Origin of the sequence: Nocardioides sp. Root240, from assembly GCF_001428825.1 — a bacterium.
Taxonomy (GTDB): Bacteria; Actinomycetota; Actinomycetes; order Propionibacteriales; family Nocardioidaceae; genus Nocardioides.
Genome location: NZ_LMIT01000010.1, coordinates 501,413 through 517,615, shown reverse-complemented (window position 1 = coordinate 517,615; position 16,203 = coordinate 501,413). Strand labels below are relative to the sequence as shown.

The 16,203-nt window shown below is 72.9% G+C and carries 15 protein-coding genes; 11 read left to right on the top strand and 4 right to left on the bottom strand.

Annotated features, from left to right (window positions below):
* Nucleotides 1-79: 79 nt before the first annotated feature.
* On the top strand, nucleotides 80-583 hold the full coding sequence (locus ASE20_RS12550; protein WP_056894870.1) for a MarR family winged helix-turn-helix transcriptional regulator: 504 nt from the start codon (nucleotides 80-82) through the stop codon (nucleotides 581-583).
* A gap of 63 nt (nucleotides 584-646) precedes the next feature.
* On the opposite strand, the gene ASE20_RS12545 is transcribed toward ASE20_RS12550, so the two are convergent.
* From ASE20_RS12545 to ASE20_RS12530, 4 genes are all read right to left on the bottom strand, one after another.
* Nucleotides 647-1,501 carry a 3-hydroxybutyryl-CoA dehydrogenase gene (locus ASE20_RS12545; RefSeq protein ID WP_056894869.1) on the bottom strand — a complete coding sequence of 285 codons (855 nt, stop codon included), beginning with the start codon at nucleotides 1,499-1,501 and terminating at the stop codon, nucleotides 647-649.
* A 102-nt stretch (nucleotides 1,502-1,603) separates the two neighbouring features.
* Nucleotides 1,604-2,119 (bottom strand): low molecular weight protein-tyrosine-phosphatase, encoded by a 516-nt coding sequence (locus ASE20_RS12540; protein WP_056894868.1) that lies wholly within the window; start codon nucleotides 2,117-2,119, stop codon nucleotides 1,604-1,606.
* Nucleotides 2,119-2,511 (bottom strand): phage holin family protein, encoded by a 393-nt coding sequence (locus ASE20_RS12535; RefSeq protein ID WP_056894867.1) that lies wholly within the window; start codon nucleotides 2,509-2,511, stop codon nucleotides 2,119-2,121. Before ASE20_RS12535 ends, ASE20_RS12540 begins: the two co-directional genes overlap by 1 nt.
* A 212-nt stretch (nucleotides 2,512-2,723) precedes the next feature.
* Entirely contained in the window at nucleotides 2,724-3,425 is a 702-nt protein-coding gene (locus ASE20_RS12530; RefSeq protein WP_056894866.1) for a GntR family transcriptional regulator, read from the bottom strand.
* Nucleotides 3,426-3,526: 101 nt separating this feature from the next.
* Between ASE20_RS12530 and ASE20_RS12525 the strand changes: the two genes are divergently transcribed.
* The 10 genes from ASE20_RS12525 (at nucleotide 3,527) to ASE20_RS12480 (ending at nucleotide 16,196) form a co-directional block, all read left to right on the top strand.
* Nucleotides 3,527-3,937 carry a hypothetical protein gene (locus tag ASE20_RS12525; protein ID WP_056894865.1) on the top strand — a complete coding sequence of 137 codons (411 nt, stop codon included), beginning with the start codon at nucleotides 3,527-3,529 and terminating at the stop codon, nucleotides 3,935-3,937.
* Complete coding sequence (locus ASE20_RS12520) at nucleotides 3,934-4,668, top strand: DUF4878 domain-containing protein (RefSeq protein ID WP_056894864.1); 735 nt, start codon at nucleotides 3,934-3,936, stop codon at nucleotides 4,666-4,668. Before ASE20_RS12525 ends, ASE20_RS12520 begins: the two co-directional genes overlap by 4 nt.
* Before the next feature lie 189 nt (nucleotides 4,669-4,857).
* Nucleotides 4,858-8,154, top strand: a complete 3,297-nt coding sequence (locus ASE20_RS12515; RefSeq protein WP_056894863.1) for a DUF2126 domain-containing protein — start codon at nucleotides 4,858-4,860, stop codon at nucleotides 8,152-8,154.
* Nucleotides 8,151-10,640, top strand: a complete 2,490-nt coding sequence (locus tag ASE20_RS12510) for a circularly permuted type 2 ATP-grasp protein (protein ID WP_056894862.1) — start codon at nucleotides 8,151-8,153, stop codon at nucleotides 10,638-10,640. The genes ASE20_RS12515 and ASE20_RS12510 overlap by 4 nt, the downstream gene beginning before the upstream one ends.
* A complete protein-coding gene (locus tag ASE20_RS12505; protein WP_056894861.1) occupies nucleotides 10,637-11,512 on the top strand; it encodes a transglutaminase family protein in 876 nt (291 codons plus the stop codon). The genes ASE20_RS12510 and ASE20_RS12505 overlap by 4 nt, the downstream gene beginning before the upstream one ends.
* A 34-nt stretch (nucleotides 11,513-11,546) precedes the next feature.
* The gene (locus tag ASE20_RS12500) at nucleotides 11,547-12,533 is read left to right on the top strand and encodes a putative zinc-binding metallopeptidase (RefSeq protein ID WP_056894860.1); all 987 of its coding nucleotides are present in this window, start codon (nucleotides 11,547-11,549) and stop codon (nucleotides 12,531-12,533) included.
* On the top strand, nucleotides 12,530-13,021 hold the full coding sequence (locus ASE20_RS12495; RefSeq protein WP_056894859.1) for a hypothetical protein: 492 nt from the start codon (nucleotides 12,530-12,532) through the stop codon (nucleotides 13,019-13,021). The genes ASE20_RS12500 and ASE20_RS12495 overlap by 4 nt, the downstream gene beginning before the upstream one ends.
* 79 nt (nucleotides 13,022-13,100) lie before the next feature.
* Nucleotides 13,101-13,982: a hypothetical protein gene (locus ASE20_RS12490; RefSeq protein ID WP_056894858.1), complete on the top strand. Its 882-nt coding sequence runs from the start codon at nucleotides 13,101-13,103 to the stop codon at nucleotides 13,980-13,982.
* 109 nt (nucleotides 13,983-14,091) lie between these two features.
* Complete coding sequence (pdhA, locus tag ASE20_RS12485; RefSeq protein WP_056894857.1) at nucleotides 14,092-15,219, top strand: pyruvate dehydrogenase (acetyl-transferring) E1 component subunit alpha; 1,128 nt, start codon at nucleotides 14,092-14,094, stop codon at nucleotides 15,217-15,219.
* The gene (locus ASE20_RS12480; RefSeq protein WP_056894856.1) at nucleotides 15,219-16,196 is read left to right on the top strand and encodes an alpha-ketoacid dehydrogenase subunit beta; all 978 of its coding nucleotides are present in this window, start codon (nucleotides 15,219-15,221) and stop codon (nucleotides 16,194-16,196) included. Before pdhA ends, ASE20_RS12480 begins: the two co-directional genes overlap by 1 nt.
* Nucleotides 16,197-16,203 lie beyond the last annotated feature (7 nt).

The following is a 16,203-nucleotide window of genomic DNA, read 5'->3' as shown; positions in this document are numbered from 1 at the left end:
ACCTCCGATAGTAGGACGTCCTAGTAAATATGGGAAGTGCCTGCCGCCGTCCGCGTGGCCGATGTCATAGGGTCGCCCCATGCCCGACCCGCGCCTGCCCTTCGACCCGATCGATCGTGCGGGCGACCTGTGGGAGCAGCACTTCGGCGACGCGACGTCGATGCGCCTGGCCACGTCGGTGATGCGCGTGCAGCAGCTGATGATCGGCGCCCTCGACGGCGCCCTGAAGCCCTTCGGGCTGACCTTCTCCCGCTACGAGGTGCTCGTGCTGCTGCTGTTCAGCAAGCGCGGCGAGCTGCCGCTCAGCAAGATCGGCGAGCGGCTCATGGTGCACCCCACCTCGGTCACCAGCGCGATCGACCGACTGGAGGCGCAGGGCTTCGTGGAGCGCGTCCCGGACGAGGACGACCGGCGTCGTACCCTCGCCCGGCTGACGGCGACCGGCCGCAGCACGGTGAAGAAGGCCACCGCCGCGGTCGAGGGGATCGACTTCGCGATCACCGGCCTCACCGACCGGCAGCAGGGCGACGCCTACCAATTGCTGCGGAAGGTGCGGCGGTCGTCGGGGGACTTCCCGGACTGACGTCGGCTCCTGCTGGGCTCCGCCCGCACCGGGTGCGGGCGGAGCCCAGCAGGAGAAGCGGGATCAGCCGTAGGTGTAGAAGCCGCGGCCGGACTTGCGGCCGAGCAGGCGCGCCTCGACCATCCGCGCGAGGAGCGGCGGGGCGGCGTACAGCGGCTCCTTGAACTCCTCGTAGAGCGACTCGGCGACGGCCTTGACGGTGTCGAGGCCGATCAGGTCGGCGAGGGCGAGCGGGCCCTGGGGGTGGGCGGCGCCCTGGACGAGGCCCTGGTCGATGTCCTCGGCGGAGGCGAAGCCGGACTCGAACATCCGGATCGCGGAGAGGATGAACGGGATCAGCAGGGCGTTGACGACGAAGCCCGCGCGGTCCTGGCAGTCGATGGCGTGCTTGCCGAGGTCGTCCTGGACGAAGGCGCGGGCGCGCTCGGTGGTCGCCTCGTCGGTCATCAGCGAGGGGACCAGCTCGACGAGCGAGAGCACGGGGACCGGGTTGAAGAAGTGGACGCCGAGCACGTGGGTGGGGCGGCTGGTGGCGACCGCGAGCTTCATGATCGGGATCGAGGAGGTGTTCGAGGCGAGGATCGCGTCGGGGGAGGTGACGATCTCGTCGAGCTGCCGGAAGAGGCCCGTCTTGGCCTGCTCGTCCTCGACGATCGCCTCGACGACGAGGTCGCGGTCGGCGAGGGCGGTAAGGTCGTCGACGACGCGGATCCGGGCGAGCACCTCGTCGGCGGAGGTGATCTTGCCGCGGCTCTCCGCGCGCTTGAGGGAGGCCTCCAGTCGGGCGCGGGCGGCGTCGGCGGCCGCGGGGGAGGACTCGGCGACGATGACGTCCTTGCCGGCGCGGGCGCTCACCTCGGCGATGCCTGACCCCATCAGGCCGCCGCCGACCACGCCGACCCGTTCGATGTTCGTCATCTGTGTTCTCCTCTACCGCAATTACTAGGACGTCCTAGCAATCTACGACCTGCGTCAACCGCCCTCCACGACCGACCCCACAAAGAACCCGCGCGTCCTTTGTCAGTCGGGTACGACGGCCGCGAGCTGCGCGACGAGGGCGTCGGCCGTGCGCTCGACCATGTCCAGCACGCCTCGGAAGCCGGCGTCGCCCCCGTAGTACGGGTCGGGTACGTCGCCCGGGCCCGCCGGGTCGAAGTCGCGGAACAGGCGCAGCCGCTGCGGCCCGGCGCCGGCGAGGGCACCCAGGGCGCGCAGGTCGCGCAGGTTCTCCTGGTCCATCGCGAGGACGAGGTCGTGCTGGTCGAGCCAGTCGGGCAGGACCTGCTGGGCGCGGTGACGGCTGGCGTCGTACCCCTCGGAGGTGAGGAGTGCGGCGGCCCGGCGGTCCATCCGGTCGCCGGCGTGCCAGTCGCCGGTGCCGGCGCTGAGCACCTCGACCCGGTCGTCGAGCCCGGCGTCGGCGACGCGGGCCTGGAGGACGACGTCGGCCATGGGGGATCGGCAGATGTTGCCGAGGCACACGACGGACACGACGTAGCGCCCCGGGGAGCGGGGCGCGGGGACGGAGGCGGTCATCAGTCCTCGACGCCGACGATCGCGTCGAGGAACCAGGTCGTGACGCTGATGATGATCGCACCCCACACGGCCGGCCAGAAGCCCTCGACGTGGAAGCCGAGGTCGGCCTGGTCGGCGAGCCACGCGGTGAACCGCAGCAGCAACGCGTTCAGCACGATCAGGAAGAGCCCGAGCGTCACCAGGATGAACGGGATCGACAGCAGGGTGAGCACCGGCTTCACCCACGCGGTGATGCCGCACGAGATCAGCGCGACCACGAGGAGCGGCACGATCTTGTCGTCGATCTCGGCGCGGCCCTCGGTGGCGCCCTTGAACCAGATCCCGTCGATCAGCCCGGCGGCGAGCGCCAGCGACGCGGCGGTGATCCCCCAGCGGGAGAGGAAGGCGATCATGGCCCCAGTCTGGCAGGTCGCCGGGTACGTCGAGGAGGTCGCGCAGCGACCGCGACGAGACGCCTTGCACGGGCTGCAGGCGGGTTCCGCCACGCAACGGGCTCGGGTCTCGTGACGCGCCACGACCTCGCTTGCTCCGCTGCGCGAGCTCGCCGGCGCTCCTCGACCTTCGGCCTGCATCCGCACCTTCGCTCCGCTCAGGTGCGGCGGCCTCACTCCAGCCCGAGCGCCTCGATGACCTCGACCTCGGCGTCGTCGATGTGCTTGCGCAGGAAGGCGGCGGCGCCGCCGGGACCGTCGATGTCGCCGGCCTCGAGCAGGGCGACCAGACCCTCGTGGGCCTCGGCCTCGTCGTGGGCGTTGCGGTGCAGGCGGTCGACCTGGGCGAGGGCGAGCTTGAGCTCGTCCATCAGCGCCTCGGCCATCTGCACCAGCCGCGGGCTGCCGGTCAGCTCCACGAGCGAGACGTGGAAGGAGAGGTGGCGCTCATTGAGCTCCTCGTACGACGCCTCACCACCCCGGACCGCGGCCGTGTAGGCGTCGAGCGTGTCCCGGACCCGCTGTCGCCGCGCCGGATCGGCGACGGTCCAGGCGTGGACGCCGGCGCCCTCGAGGACCCACCGGGCGCGACACACGTCGCGCACCGAGTCGGCGCGCGGGGTCGCGACGGCGACGCCGCGGTGCGGCTCGCGGGTGGCCAGGCCCTCGGCGACGAGCACGGTCAGGGCCTCGCGCACGGTCGGCCGGGACACGCCCAGCGACTCGGCGAGCGCGATCTCGCGCAGCGGCGTGCCGCTCTCCAGCTCACCCTCGAACACTGCCCGCCGCAGCTCCGCGGCGACCCGGGAGACCGTCGAGGCGTGCTCGACGCCCAGGGCGGAGAACGCCTTCCGGGCAGCGGGTACGGCGGACATGGGTGCCATTGTGCCGCGTGCGGCCGCACCGGCGAGGCGGTGCGGCGCGGGATGGATACGGTGGGGGGCGCCCCCCACGCATCACCACCCCAGGAGAAAAGGTGCCCGAACCCACTCCCAGCCAGCTCCAGGTCGGAGGAGGCAAGGGCCTGCGGATCGCGATCGGTGTGCTCGGCGCGCTGGTGGCGGTGGCCGTCGTGGTCGTCGGCATCCTCCTGGTGACCCAGCGTGGTGATGACGACAAGTCGGGGACGACGACCGACGACGCGACGTCCTCGGTGACCGAGGAGAGCGACGGCAGCGCAGCGCCGACCCTCGACACCCCCACGATCGACCCGTCGGACTTCCCCTCGATCGACCCGTCGGACTTCCCCTCGATCAACCCGTCCGACTTCCCCGACCTGCCGGGCAACGGGACCGAGATCCCGCCGAGCGAGCTGTTCTCCGGCATGCCGACCGACCCCTCGAAGATCGAGGACTGGTTCTCCGACTACCTGGAGCAGATGCAATGAGCGACCCGAACCAGCCGTACGGCGCCGTCCCGCCTCCCTCGTACCCGCCGCCGCCCCCGGGTCCCCCGCCGGCCTTCCCGCCGCCCGGCTTCCCGCCGGGTGGCCCCCCGAGCGGCCCGCCGGGCTTCCCGCCGCCGGGCGGTCCCTCCGGACGCGGCAAGGGACTGCTGATCGCCCTCGGCATCCTCGGCGCGCTCGCGCTGGTCGGGGTCGTCGTCGGCCTCGTCCTGCTGCTGACGGGCGACGACGACGGTGACGACGACGCGGACGGGCGCGACACGACCAGCGAGAGCACCTCGCCCAGCGACGACACCGGCACCGACGAGCCCACCGACGAGCCCACCGAACCGACCGACGCCACCGACTCCACGGACGCCACCGACGCATCCACCACGGACGCCCCGTCGCCGCAGGGCAGCAGCACGGCCGACGCCGTCGCCGACGACCCCGAGGCGGTGGTCGAGGCGTTCATGAACTCGGTGTTCAGCGGCGACTGCGCGACCGCCGAGGACCTGGTCACCGAGGCGTACCTCGAGAAGGAGGGGAACTGCGACCCCGACGACATCCCCACCGGCTTCGAGGACCAGGTCGACTACGCGGTCGGCAAGGCGACGATCACCGGCTCGACCGCGAAGGTGCCGGTGCAGATCATCTTCGGCGGCGACAAGGAGTCGTCGACGGTGAGCCTGGTGCAGGAGGACGGGCACTGGCGGATCAGCCAGGCCGGATGACGCTCTGCTCGTCAGGCCCTCGCTCCGCTCGGGCATGTCGCCCCGCCTCGAAAAGCCGTTTCTTCCTCCCCCGCTCACTCGTTCCTCGTTCGCTCCTCCGTGCAGAAACGGCGGGCGGCGCGACGAGCAGCCCGGGGGTCGTGACCTCGCCGAAACCTGCGATGCGGTGCGGGTCCCTAGGCTGACCCCATGTCGATCAAGGTCGCGCTGGAGCATCGCACGACGTACGACTTCGCCCACCCGGTCGCCGTCGGGCCGCACGTCGTGCGACTGCGGCCGGCCCCGCACTGCCGTACGCCGATCGAGGCCTACACGCTGAAGGTCGAGCCGGCCGGGCACTTCGTCAACTGGCAGCAGGACCCGTTCGGCAACTGGCTGGCCCGGCTGGTCTTCCCCGAGAAGGTGAAGACCCTCGACATCACGGTCGGGCTGGTGGCCGACCTGATGGTGATCAACCCGTTCGACTTCTTCATCGAGGAGTACGCCGAGCGCGTCCCGTTCGCCTACGACGAGCACCTCGCCGCGGACCTCGCGCCGTACCTGCGCCCGGTCGCCGACTCGGAGGCGACCGGCGCCTGGCGCGAGGGCCTGCCGCCGCTGCCGGAGGACGGCGTCGCGACCGTGCAGTTCCTCGCCGAGCTCAACTCCGCGGTGCACCGTGACGTGGCGTACTCGGTGCGGATGGAGCCGGGCGTCCAGACGCCGGACCACACCCTCGCCAGCGGGATCGGGTCGTGCCGCGACTCGGCGTGGCTGCTCGTCAGCCTGCTGCGCCAGTACGGCCTGGCCGCCCGCTTCGTCTCGGGCTACCTCGTCCAGCTGGCGTCCGACGCGTTCGCGACCGAGGGCCTCGACGGCCCGACCGGCCCGACCGAGGACTTCACCGACCTGCACGCGTGGGCGGAGGTCTTCCTGCCCGGTGCCGGGTGGGTCGGGATGGACCCGACCAGCGCGCTCTTCGCGGGCGAGGGACACATCCCGCTCTCGGCCACGCCGCACCCGAGCTCCGCCGCGCCGATCGAGGGCGCCACCGACCCCGTCGAGGTGACCTTCGGGTTCAGCAACACCGTCACCCGGGTGCACGAGGACCCGCGGGTCACGGCGCCGTACACGGCGTCGCAGTGGGCCCGCATCGACGAGCTCGGCGCGGCGGTCGACAAGCGGCTCGAGGCCGGCGACGTGCGGCTGACGATGGGCGGCGAGCCCACCTTCGTCTCGCTCGAGGACTCCTCGACGCCCGAGTGGAGCACCGACGCCGACGGTCCCGAGAAGCGCCGGCTGGCGACCGAGCTCGCGGACCGCCTTCGTACCCGGTACGCCGAGGGCGGCGTCGTGCACCGCGGCCAGGGCAAGTGGTACCCCGGCGAGCCGCTGCCCCGGTGGGCGATCGGGCTGCAGTGGCGCGCCGACGGTGAGCCGCTGTGGGCGGACCCGGCGCTGCTCGCCGACCCGTGGGCGCCCGGGGCCGCGACCGGCGCCGCCGCCGAGGCCGTCGGCGCCGAGGTGGCCCGTCTCCTCGGCCTCCCCGGCGACCAGCTGCGGCCGGCCTTCGAGGACCCCTTCGCCGCGCTGGTCGCCCACGTCGCCCAGCCCGACGGCGACCGGCCGACGGCCGGTGAGAGCGATGCCACCGAGGACCTGGTCGCCCGCCTGGACGCCGACGTCACCGAGCCGACCGGCTGGGTGTTACCGCTCACAACGGGCGAGACCGGCTGGACCAGCCCCGACTGGCGGTTCCGCCGCGGCCGGCTGGTCCTCAGCCCCGGTACCAGCGCCGTCGGGCTCCGGCTGCCGCTGGACTCGATCGACTGGACCGACCCGGAGGCGCCCGCCCAGCCGTCGTACCTCGAGGCGGGGGAGTCCGTCGTCCCCGGCATCCCGCCGGTCGCCCTCGCGACGGCCGAGGGTGCCGACCGGACGGCGCTCGCCTTCGAGGAGCGCGACGGGCACGTCCACGTCTTCCTGCCGCCGACCACCCGCTTCGAGGACTACGCCGACCTGCTCCACGTCGTCGAGACCGCCGCCGCGGGCACGGCCACGACGGTCGTGCTCGAGGGCTACCAGCCGCCGCCCGACCCGCGGCTCGTGCAGCTGTCGGTCACGCCCGACCCCGGCGTCATCGAGGTCAACGTGCAGCCGACCCGGTCCTGGGCCGAGCAGCGCGACCTGACGACCGCGCTCTACTCCGAGGCCCGGCGGGTGAAGCTGTCGACCGAGAAGTTCGACCTCGACGGCCTCCACACCGGCACCGGCGGCGGCAACCACCTCACCCTCGGCGGGCACCAGCCGGTCGACAGCCCGCTGCTGCGCCGGCCGGACCTGCTGGTCAGCCTGGTGACCTACTGGCAGCGCCACCCGTCGCTGTCGTACCTCTTCTCCGGCCGCTTCATCGGCCCGACCAGCCAGGCACCGCGCTTCGACGAGGGCCGGCCGGAGTCGGTCTACGAGATGGAGATCGCCTGCGCCGAGGTGCTGCGGACGGCCGCCGAGGGCGAGCCGCGCCCGTGGCTGGTCGACCGCGCGCTGCGCCACCTGCTGACCGACCTCACCGGAAACACCCACCGCGCCGAGTTCTGCATCGACAAGCTCTACAGCCCGGACTCGACCCGCGGCCGGCTCGGGCTCCTGGAGCTGCGCGGCTTCGAGATGCCGCCGCACCCGCAGATGGCGCTGGTCCAGGCGCTGCTCGTGCGCAGCCTGGTCGCGATGTTCTGGGACCGGCCGATCGACCCGTCGACCGCGCCCCTGGTGCGCTGGGGCACCCGGCTGCACGAGGACTTCCTGCTCCCGCAGGGCGCGATCGCCGACATCCACGAGGTCGTCGCCGACCTCGTCGCGGCGGGCATCGACTTCGATCCCGCGTGGCTGGCGCCGTTCACGGAGTTCCGGTTCCCGCGGATCGGCTTCGCCGACGTCGCCGGCAGCATCAGCCTGGAGCTGCGCCAGGGCGTCGAGCCGTGGCACGTCCTCGGCGAGGAGGCGACCGGCTCCGGCACGGCGCGCTACGTCGACTCCTCGGTCGAGCGGATCCAGGTGACGGTGCGTGGAATCGATCCTGACCGCCACCTCGTCACATGTCAGGGTGTTCCCGTGCCGCTGACCGCCGTCGACCCCGGACCCGTCCCCACGGGCCACTACGGCGGCGTGCGCTACAAGGCCTGGGCGCCGTGGTCGGCGCTGCACCCGTCGATCCCGGTCGACTCGCCGTTGACCTTCGACGTCGTCGACGTGGCCGCCGGTGTGAGCCTGGGTGGGGCGACGTACCACGTCGTGCACCCGGGCGGCCGCACCTACGACCACCCGCCGGTCAACGCCCAGGAGGCCGAGGCCCGCCGTGCCGCGCGCTTCGAGCCGCGCCGCCACACGGCCGGCCCGATCGACGTCGCCGTGCTGCGCCGGCTGGCGCGCGAGGTCGCGTCGACCGAGTACCCCCACACCCTGGACCTGCGGCGCGTGGCGTCGAGGACGCCGCGGAGCGGCCCGTGACCGTTCTGCGGGACTACGCCGCGGGACTCACCCAGCCGACCCTGGCCGGGTCCGGGAACGGTGGCGGTGACGCCGAGGTCACGAGCCGGTACGACGAGGTGGTCGGCCCGGACGGCTCGTTGCGCGCGCCCTGGAAGCGGCTCGCGGAGGTCGCGACCCGGATCGACGCCGACGACATGCGGCGCGTCGCCGACGAGATCGCGCGCTTCCTCGAGGACGACGGCGTCACCTACTCCCGGCCCGGCGAGCGACCCACCCGCTGGCGGCTCGACCCGGTCCCGCTGATCGTCGACGCCCCCTCGTGGCGGCAGCTCGAGGTCGGCCTGGCCCAGCGCGCCGAGCTCCTCAACGCCGTCCTCGCCGACCTGTACGGCGAGCAGACCCTGCTGGCCGAGGGCATCGTGCCGCCGGCGGTCGTGCTCGGGCACCGTGGCTTCACGCGGATCATGGCCCGGCAGTCGTCGGTCGACCCCCGGCCGCTCGTGCTGTCCGCGACCGACCTGGGCCGCGACGCCGACGGCACCTGGCGCGTGCTCGGTGACCGCACCCAGGCGCCGTCGGGCCTCGGCTACGCGCTGGAGAACCGCCGCGTGCTCAGCCGGGTCATGCCGGAGCTCTACCGCGAGGCCGACCTGCACCGGATGGCGCCGTACCTGTGGGCGCTGCGGTCGGCGCTGCTGCAGTCGGCGACCGGCGACCTGCCCGACCCGCGCGTCGTGGTGCTCAGCCCGGGGCTGCACTCGGAGACCTACTACGACCAGGCCGCGATCGCCTCGAACCTCGGCTTCCCCCTCGTCCAGGGCAGCGACCTGACCGTGCGCGACGGCTGGGTGCTGATGAAGACGCCGCAGCGCCTGGAGCGCGTCGACGTGATCCTGCGTCGGGTCGACGCGGCGTGGAGCGACCCGCTGGAGCTGCGCGGCGACTCGCAGCTGGGCGTCTCGGGTCTCGCGGAGGCCGTGCGGCGCGGCCGGGTCCGCGTGGTCAACGGGCTGGGCTCGGGCGTCCTCGAGAACCCCGGCCTGCTGCCCTTCCTGCCCGCCGCCTGCGAGCACCTGCTGGGTGAGCCGCTGCGGCTGGAGTCGGTGCCGACCTGGTGGTGCGGCGACCCCGACGGGCTGGACCACGTGCTCGACCACCTCGACGAGGTCGTGGTGCGCTCCATCGACGGCTCCGACCTGACCCTCACCGGCGCCTCGCCCGAGCGGATCCGGCTCACGGTCGCCGCGCGGCCGCACGCCTTCGTCGGCCAGCAGCGGATGCAGCTCTCGCAGTCGCCGACCTGGCGCGGGCGCACCGCGCGGCCCGCCGACGTGCTGCTGAGAGCGTTCACACTGCGCTACGGCTCGGCGTACCGGCCGCTGCTCGGCGGCCTCGCCACCGCCCGCGACGGCGACCGGACGGTCGCGAGCAAGGACGTCTGGGTCCTCAAGGACGACACCTCGCAGCCCGACCAGGGGCTGACCGACGTGCTGCCGATGACGGCCGTGCGCTCGCTGCCGGCGACCGTGCCGCGCGTGCTCGACGACATGTTCTGGTTCGGGCGCTACTCCGAGCGTGCCGAGGACATGCTCCGGCTGGTGCTCGCGGCGCACGTGCTGGTCGCGGACTACCGCACCCGTCCGCGCACGACCGGTGGCGTGAGCTCCGACGTGCTGATGTCGGCCGTGCACCGCCTCTCCGGCCGTGCGTACGACGACGACGAGGACGACCTGCGCTCGGTGCTCCTCGACCCGGACCGCGCCGGCTCGGCCGCCCACTCGCTCGACGGACTGCGCGACGCGCTGACCGGCGTGCGCGACCAGATGTCGACCGACGCCTGGCGCGCGATGGGCTCGGTCGACCGTGCCACCGCCGTCCTCGAGGGGTCGCACCACAGCCACCAGGTCGCCGAGTCGGCCGGCCGGATGCTCACCGCCGTGCTGGCGCTGCAGGGCGTGACGGCGAGCATGATCCGCGACGCCGGCTGGCACATGGCCGCTGCCGGGCGCTACCTCGAGCGCAGCCTGCAGGTCTGCCACCTGCTCCGGCTCACCACCGAGCGCCGCGGGCTCGACGTCGACCGCGAGGTCCTGGCCGCCGTGCTGACCGCGGCGGAGAGCTCGGTCACCCACCGCCGCCGCTACCGCGACTACGTCCGCCCGGCCGGCGTCCTCGACCTGCTGCTGATGGACCCGGAGAACCCGCGCTCGCTGGTGTTCGCTCTCCACCGCCTGCACGAGCACCTCGCCGGCCAGGTCGCCTCGACCGGCTCGACCCGGCCCGAGCGGCTGCTCGACGACCTGATCGCCGAGGTCGAGGGCACCGACGTCTCCGCGCTGGTCGCCATCGGCGGTGTCGAGCGCCCGCACCTGGTGGTCTTCCTCGACGACGTCACCGCGCAGCTGGAGCGGATCGCCGAGGCCGTCCGCGACCTGCACTTCGCGACCGGACCGCGCCCGCGCAGCTTCGGCGTGCTCCCAGACCTGACCGAGGCGACGACATGACGCGCTACCGGGTCGAGCACCGCACGACCTACACCTACGACGACGACGTCACCGACAGCTACGGCATCGGCCACCTCGTCCCGCGCTCGCTGCCGTGGCAGCAGGTGACCGGCTACGACGTGCGGGTCGACCCCGAGCCGGGCGACCTCAGCCGCGATGCCGACTACTACGGCAACACGGTCACCTACTTCCAGGTGACCAGCCCGCACAGCCAGCTGGTCGTCGTCGGCAGCGGCGAGGTCGACGTCGTACCGCCGGCGGTCGACGAGGAGGCCGCCGCGCGACCGTGGGAGTCGGTGCGCCCGCTGCTGTCACCGGCCGCCCCCGGCGCGTGGAGGGCCACCGACTTCGCGCTGCCGAGCGCCGCGGTCCCCGTGCACGGCGGCGCGCGCGACTACGCCGCCGACTCGCTCACCCCGGGCCGGCCGGTCGGCGAGGCGGTCACCGACCTGGTGCACCGCATCCACGCCGACTTCGACTACGACGCGACCGCCACGACGGTCACCTCGACGGTCTCGGAGATCCTCGCCAAGCGCGCCGGCGTGTGCCAGGACTTCGCCCACTTCACGCTCTCCGCGCTGCGTGCCCACGGCCTCGCCGCGCGCTACGTCAGCGGCTACCTCGCCACCGAGCCGCCGCCCGGCAAGGAGCGCGTGGTGGGCGCCGACGCCTCGCACGCGTGGGTCGCGGTCTGGCTCGGCGACGACGAGTGGCTCGCCCTCGACCCGACCAACGACCAGTGGCAGAACGACCGCTACGTCACCCTCGCGTGGGGCCGCGACTACGGCGACGTCCCTCCCCTCAAGGGCGTGATCTTCACCGAGGCCAAGAAGTCCCAGCTCGCCGTCTCCGTCGACGTGGCGCCGATCTGATGGTCCCCGCTCGACCCGACCGGAAGGAAACCTGATGCGCGCGTTCACCTGCCGGATCTGTGACAGCCCGCTCTTCTTCGAGAACTCCGTCTGCGTCTCCTGCGGCACGGCGCTCGGCTTCTCCCGCACCGAGCGTGACCTCGTCCCGCTCGACGCCGACGGCCGGTACGTCGACCAGGCCGGCCTGGTCTGGCACGTGTGCGCGAACCTCAACCTCTCGGGCTGCACCTGGCTGGCGCCGATCGAGGGGGGCCAGTGCTCGGCGTGCGACCTGACCCGCACCCGGCCGGCGGCCGAGGACCTCGAGGGCATGGCGCAGTTCCCCGCCGCCGAGGCGGCCAAGCGGCACCTCGTCGTCGAGCTCGACTCGCTCGGGTTCGACCTCGACGGGTTGGTCTTCGACATGCTGTCGAGCGTCGACGAGAACGTCGTGATCGGGCACGCGGACGGCGTGATCACCATCGACCTGGCCGAGTCCGACGACGCGCGGCGGGAGCGGATCCGTGAGGAGCTCGGCGAGCCGTACCGCACGCTGCTCGGCCACCTGCGCCACGAGGTCGGCCACTTCCTCCAGTCCCGGCTGGTCACCGAGGCGCACCCGGACCGGCTGGCCCGCTGCCGCGAGCTCTTCGGTGACGAGACCGCCGACTACCAGGCCGCGATCGACCGCCACTACGCCGGGGGCCCGCCGGCGGGCTGGGAGGGGTGGGCGATCACGACCTACGCCACCATGCACCCGTTCGAGGACTTCGCGGAGACCTTCGCGCACTACCTGCACATCAACGACACCTGCGAGACAGCAGCCGCCTACGGCCTGGTGACGGTCGACGTCGCCGCGTTCAGCGTCTTCCGCGACCTGGTGCGGGCCGTGTGGGTCCCGCTGTCGGTGGCGCTCAACCAGATCAACCGCTCGATGGGCAAGGACGACGTGTACCCCTTCGTGATCCCCGCCCCGGTGCTGGACAAGCTCGACTTCGTCGCCGGCCTGGCCGGCGCCGGACCGGCTGCAGGTACGTCGTGAGCCGTCGTCGTACCGTCGTCGGGATCGTGCTGCTGCTCGCCGTCGCCGTGGTCGGCGGTGCCGTGGCGCTCGTGCTGGCGAACCGGGGCCCCGGACCGGACGAGGTCGCCGAGGAGTTCCTGACCGCGCAGTGGACCGGCGACTGGACGACCGAGTGCGAGCTCGCGACCGAGGACTGGCAGCACGTCCTCTTCGAGGGTCACCCGTTCGCGGACTGCGACGCCTTCGCCGACTCCGCCGCGAAGGCCAACGCCGACAACCCCTTCCTCGACTACGCCGACGACACCGACGTGGACGTCAGCGTCCAGGTGCGTTCCGACGAGGACGACGTGGCGCGGGTCGAGTACGTCGTCGAGTTCCGCTACCACGGCGAGGACCGGACCGGGTTCGACGCCCTGTGGCAGGGCGGCAGCGCCGCCGACCGCGGCACCCTGCAGCTCGCGCGGGTCGACGGCGACTGGCGGGTCGCGGCTGCCGACGACGTCTAGAGCCGGTAGGAATGCCCCATGTCGCACGTGATCGAGCCGCCGCCCGCGCCCCACGACGAGGAGCGCTGACGCGACGACGATGAGGACCTTCTCCGCCTTCCTGCTGGTCGTCGTGGCGACGATCCTGGCGCCGTTCGTGATCGCGACGACGTGGGTGACCGCGCGCGTCGACGACCGCCAGGAGTACGTCGACACGGTCGCCCCGCTCGCCGAGGACCCCGCGGTCCGCACCGTCATGGCCGACTCCGCCTCGGCTGCGGCGGTCGCCGCGCTGCAGCAGTACGTCCCGATCCAGCTGCCGGCCGCCGTCGGCGAGTGGGCGCGGGAGGCCGCCCGGACGGTCGTCGAGAGCCCCGCCTTCCCGGACTACTGGCGCGAGACCAACACCGACCTGCACGACGACGTGATCGCGATCCTCGAGGACCCGGACGCCTCGCGGTCCGGCTACCTCACCGTCGACGGGTCGCGGGTCGTCGCCCTGGTGCTGGCCGAACTGGCGGGGCGCGGCATCCCGATCGCCGTGCTGCCCAGGATCCCGCTGCAGGTCCCGGTCGTGGAGCGGGCGAAGATCGTGGACGCCGGGCCGGCGTACCGCGCGGCGCACGGTCCGGCCCGGGCCCTGCCGTTCCTGTGGGCAGGCATGGTGGCGGCTGCGGTGCTGCTCGCCTCGGGGTGGCGCGGCCGGATCCGCACGCTCGGCCTCGCGGCGCTCGGCGGTGCGCTCGGTGCCGTGGTCGTGATGGTCGCCGTCGGACCGCTCACCGACGCCGCCGTCGACAAGGCGCAGACCCGCGACCAGGACCTGGTCCGGGTCATGCTCGACACCGTGCTCAGCTCGCTGTCGCCGTACGCCCGGGGCTTCCTCGTCGCCGTACCGGTGGGCATCGTGCTGGTCGCCGGGTCGCTCTGGCGATCTTCCCGAGAGCAGGAGCCGGACCCGCGAGTATCGTGGGATCAGTGATCCGGCACACGGTCACCCACCCGAGTGGCTAGAGTCGGGCCGCCTGCCCACTTGTTCCCCCACCCGTGCAGCGGCGAACCCGGTTGCCACGGACCCACCAGGAGTGGCGATGACCGACGCTGTCTTCGGACCGGCCCCCGGCGCCGACGAACCCGAGCTGGTCCAGCTCCTGACGCCCGAGGGCGAGCGGGTCCACCCCGCCGCCTTCGACACGGACTTCACCGCCGACCAGCTGCGCGGCTTCCACCGCGACATGGTGCTGGTCCGCCGCGTCGACAACGAGGCCACCGCGCTGCAGCGGCACGGCGAGCTCGGCCTGTGGCCCCAACTGCTCGGCCAGGAGGCGGCCCAGATCGGCGCCGGCCGGGCGATGCGGCCCCAGGACTTCGCCTTCCCGACCTACCGCGAGCACGGCGTCGCCTGGACCCGCGGCATCGACCCGGTCCGCCTGCTCGGCCTGTTCCGCGGCACCGACCAGGGCGGCTGGGACCCGCAGGACCACAACTTCGGGCTCTACTCGATCGTGGTCGGCGCGCACTCGCTGCACGCCACCGGCTACGCCATGGGCGTCCAGCGCGACGGCCTTGTCGGCACCGGCGACCCCGAGCGCGACACGGCCGTCGTCGCCTGCTTCGGCGACGGGGCGACCTCGCAGGGCGACGTCAACGAGTCGTTCGTCTTCGCGGCGTCCTACAACGCGCCGGTCGTGTTCTTCTGCCAGAACAACCAGTGGGCGATCTCGGAGCCGCTGGAGCGCCAGACGCGGATCCCGCTCTACCGCCGGGCCCAGGGCTTCGGCTTCCCGGGAGTCCGCGTCGACGGCAACGACGTGCTGGCGACCTACGCCGTGGTGCAGGCGGCGCTGCAGCGGGCCCGCGACGGCCAGGGCCCGACCTTCGTCGAGGCCTACACCTACCGGATGGGCGCACACACCACCACCGACGACCCGACCCGCTACCGGCGCGGTGGCGACGTCGAGGCGTGGAAGGCCAAGGACCCGATCGCGCGGCTCGAGACCCACCTGCGCAACGAAGGCCTGGTCGACGACGCCTACCTCGCCGCGATCGCGGCCGAGGCCGACGCGCTCGGCGAGCGGATGCGCCGCGAGTGCAAGGAGCTCCCGGAGCCCGTCGCCCACGACATCTTCGACCTGGTCCACGTCGAGCAGACGCCCGAGCTCGCGGCCCAGCAGGCGGCGTACGACGCCCACGCCGCATCCTTCGAGGAGGTGCTCTGATGGTGACGATGACCGTGGCCAAGGCGCTCAACGCCGGCCTGCGCAAGGCGCTCGAGGACGACGAGAAGGTCCTCGTGATGGGCGAGGACGTCGGCACGCTCGGCGGCGTCTTCCGGATCACCGACGGCCTGCAGAAGGACTTCGGCGACGACCGGATCATCGACACCCCGCTCGCCGAGTCGGGCATCGTCGGCACCGCCGTCGGCCTGGCCCTGCGCGGCTACCGGCCCGTGGTCGAGATCCAGTTCGACGGCTTCGTCTACCCCGCCTACGACCAGATCGTGTGCCAGGTGGCCCGCTTCCACTTCCGCAGCCAGGGGCGGGTGAAGGTGCCGATGGTCATCCGGATCCCGTACGGCGGCGGCATCGGCGCCGTCGAGCACCACAGCGAGTCGCCCGAGGCGCAGTTCGTCCACACGCCCGGCCTCAAGGTGGTCACCTGCTCCAACCCGGCCGACGCCTACGGCATGCTCCAGCAGGCCATCGCCGCCGACGACCCGGTGATCTTCCTCGAGCCCAAGCGGCTCTACCACTCGACGAAGGGCGAGGTCGACGAGAGCGCCCCGCTGCCGCCGCTGTGGCACTCGCGCGTCGTACGTCCCGGCTCCGACGTCACCCTGGTCGGCTACGGCCCGACGATGTCGACCTGCCTCGACGTCGCCGCCGTGGCCGAGGAGGAGGGCCGCTCGATCGAGGTGATCGACCTGCGCACGCTCTCGCCGCTCGACCTGGCGCCCGTCATCGAGTCGGTACGACGCACCGGTCGCCTCGTCGTGGTCCACGAGGCCCACCAGACGCTCGGCCTCGGCGCCGAGGTCGCCGCCCGGGTGACCGAGGAGTGCTTCCACTCGCTCGAGGCGCCGGTCCTGAGGGTCGGCGGCTACGACACGCCCTACCCGGCCGCCCGGATCGAGGAGGCCTGGTTGCCCGACCTCGACCGGGTGCTCGACGCCGTCGACCGCACCTTCGGCTACTGAGAGGACC

What these genes read in the sequence shown, in the direction of transcription:
- ASE20_RS12490 (WP_056894858.1), top strand. Translation starts at nt 13,101, where the DNA reads ATGAGGACCTTCTCCGCCTTCCTGCTGGTCGTCGTGGCGACGATCCTG.
- ASE20_RS12480 (WP_056894856.1), top strand. Translation starts at nt 15,219, where the DNA reads ATGGTGACGATGACCGTGGCCAAGGCGCTCAACGCCGGCCTGCGCAAG.
- ASE20_RS12550 (WP_056894870.1), top strand. Translation starts at nt 80, where the DNA reads ATGCCCGACCCGCGCCTGCCCTTCGACCCGATCGATCGTGCGGGCGAC.
- ASE20_RS12520 (WP_056894864.1), top strand. Translation starts at nt 3,934, where the DNA reads ATGAGCGACCCGAACCAGCCGTACGGCGCCGTCCCGCCTCCCTCGTAC.
- ASE20_RS12505 (WP_056894861.1), top strand. Translation starts at nt 10,637, where the DNA reads ATGACGCGCTACCGGGTCGAGCACCGCACGACCTACACCTACGACGAC.
- ASE20_RS12530 (WP_056894866.1), bottom strand. Translation starts at nt 3,425, where the DNA reads ATGTCCGCCGTACCCGCTGCCCGGAAGGCGTTCTCCGCCCTGGGCGTC.
- ASE20_RS12515 (WP_056894863.1), top strand. Translation starts at nt 4,858, where the DNA reads ATGTCGATCAAGGTCGCGCTGGAGCATCGCACGACGTACGACTTCGCC.
- ASE20_RS12500 (WP_056894860.1), top strand. Translation starts at nt 11,547, where the DNA reads ATGCGCGCGTTCACCTGCCGGATCTGTGACAGCCCGCTCTTCTTCGAG.
- ASE20_RS12545 (WP_056894869.1), bottom strand. Translation starts at nt 1,501, where the DNA reads ATGACGAACATCGAACGGGTCGGCGTGGTCGGCGGCGGCCTGATGGGG.
- ASE20_RS12535 (WP_056894867.1), bottom strand. Translation starts at nt 2,511, where the DNA reads ATGATCGCCTTCCTCTCCCGCTGGGGGATCACCGCCGCGTCGCTGGCG.
- pdhA (WP_056894857.1), top strand. Translation starts at nt 14,092, where the DNA reads ATGACCGACGCTGTCTTCGGACCGGCCCCCGGCGCCGACGAACCCGAG.
- ASE20_RS12540 (WP_056894868.1), bottom strand. Translation starts at nt 2,119, where the DNA reads ATGACCGCCTCCGTCCCCGCGCCCCGCTCCCCGGGGCGCTACGTCGTG.